Source organism: Nonomuraea sp. NPDC059007, from assembly GCF_042740555.1.
Lineage (GTDB): Bacteria > Actinomycetota > Actinomycetes > Streptosporangiales > Streptosporangiaceae > Nonomuraea.
Genome location: NZ_JBHYJD010000122.1, coordinates 1 through 1370 on the forward strand (window position 1 = coordinate 1; position 1370 = coordinate 1370).

1 protein-coding gene is annotated in these 1370 nt (G+C 69.8%); it reads left to right on the top strand.

Annotation, left to right across the window (positions count from 1 at the left end):
• Nucleotides 1-251: 251 nt before the first annotated feature.
• The coding region (locus ACFWY5_RS57980; RefSeq protein WP_379640397.1) for an IS110 family transposase at nucleotides 252-1370 on the top strand (1119 nt) is incomplete at its 3' end.

Consider the following 1370-nt stretch of genomic DNA (forward strand, 5'->3'; position numbering starts at 1 on the left):
GCCCTACCTTTCTGAGTAGGCACTCCCGTTACGCCAGGGGCTGAGCGCGCTGCTGAGCCTGGAGAGGCAAGATCGGGATGTGCGGGTGAGGCAGGGATGGCTTTCATGCCGGCTGCCGTCGATGGCTCAGGTGGCTGTGCCCCCTGCCTCACCGCTTCTCCTTGACCGCTGATTGGGCACTGCGATCGATCGCTATGTAGGGCAAGGCCGGCGGGGAGTTGCAGCACGCGAAGGTAGCTGAAGGGGGAACGATGGCTGTTGCCGTGGGAATCGATGTCGCCAAGGAGTTCCACTGGGCGGAGATCAAGGTCGCTGGGACCGGTCAGGTGCTGGTCAGTCGCCGGGTGGACAACACCCCGGCCGGCATCGCCGCCCTGATCGAGCAGATCGAGGCGGCCCAGGCCGAGCACGGCGGCGCCCGGGTGGGCATCGACTTGCTGGGCGGGATCGCCGGGCTGCTGGAGGCGATGCTGGTCGCCGCCGAGCTGACCGTCGTGCATGTGCCGGGGCTGGCGGTGGCCCGAGCCCGGCGCGCGACGACCGGCGGGGAGCGCAAGAGCGATCCCAAGGACGCGAAGGTGATCGCGGACCAGGTGCGGATGCGTGATGACCTGCGGCCGGTGACCGCGATGCGCGCTGAGGACACCGCGTTGCGGCTGCTGGCAGGGCGCCGTAGTGACCTGGTACGCGATCAGACCCGCCGCATCGGCCGCCTGCGTGACCTGCTGACCTCGATCCATCCCGGCCTGGAACGCCGTGTGGATGCCACCGGCAAGCTGGGATTGTGGCTGCTGGCCCGCTATGTCACCGCCACCGAGATCCGCACCGCCGGACGAGCCGGGCTGATCGCCTATCTGCGTGGTGCGGGCCGGGTGAAGACCACCACGATCCAGGCGCTGGCCGAGGCGGCCCTGGCTGCCGCGCACGCCCAGCAGGTCCAGTTGCCCGGCGAGCAGGTCGCCGCTGACATCGTGCGCGAGCTGGCCGACGAAGCGCTGAGCACCCGCGAGCGGATCAAAGCCACCGACAACCGCCTGGCCGAGGTGCTCGATAGCCACCCTGACGCGGCCCTCATCCGCAGCATGCCGGGGATGGGGGCCACCTTGACCGCGGAGTTGCTGGGCACCACCGGCGGCATCGCACGCTTTCCCAGCGCTGACCAGCTCGCCTCGGCCGCGGGCCTGGCCCCGGTCCTCCAACAGTCCGGCAAGGTCCGCTACCTGCAACGCGCCACCGCGGGCGACAAGGCCCTCAAACGCGTCTTCTACCAGTCGGCCTTCGTCGCCATCTCCTGCGACCCGGCCAGCCGCGCTTTCTACGAGCGCAAACGCGCCGAGGGCAAGCGGCACCACCAGGCACTCATCGCCCTG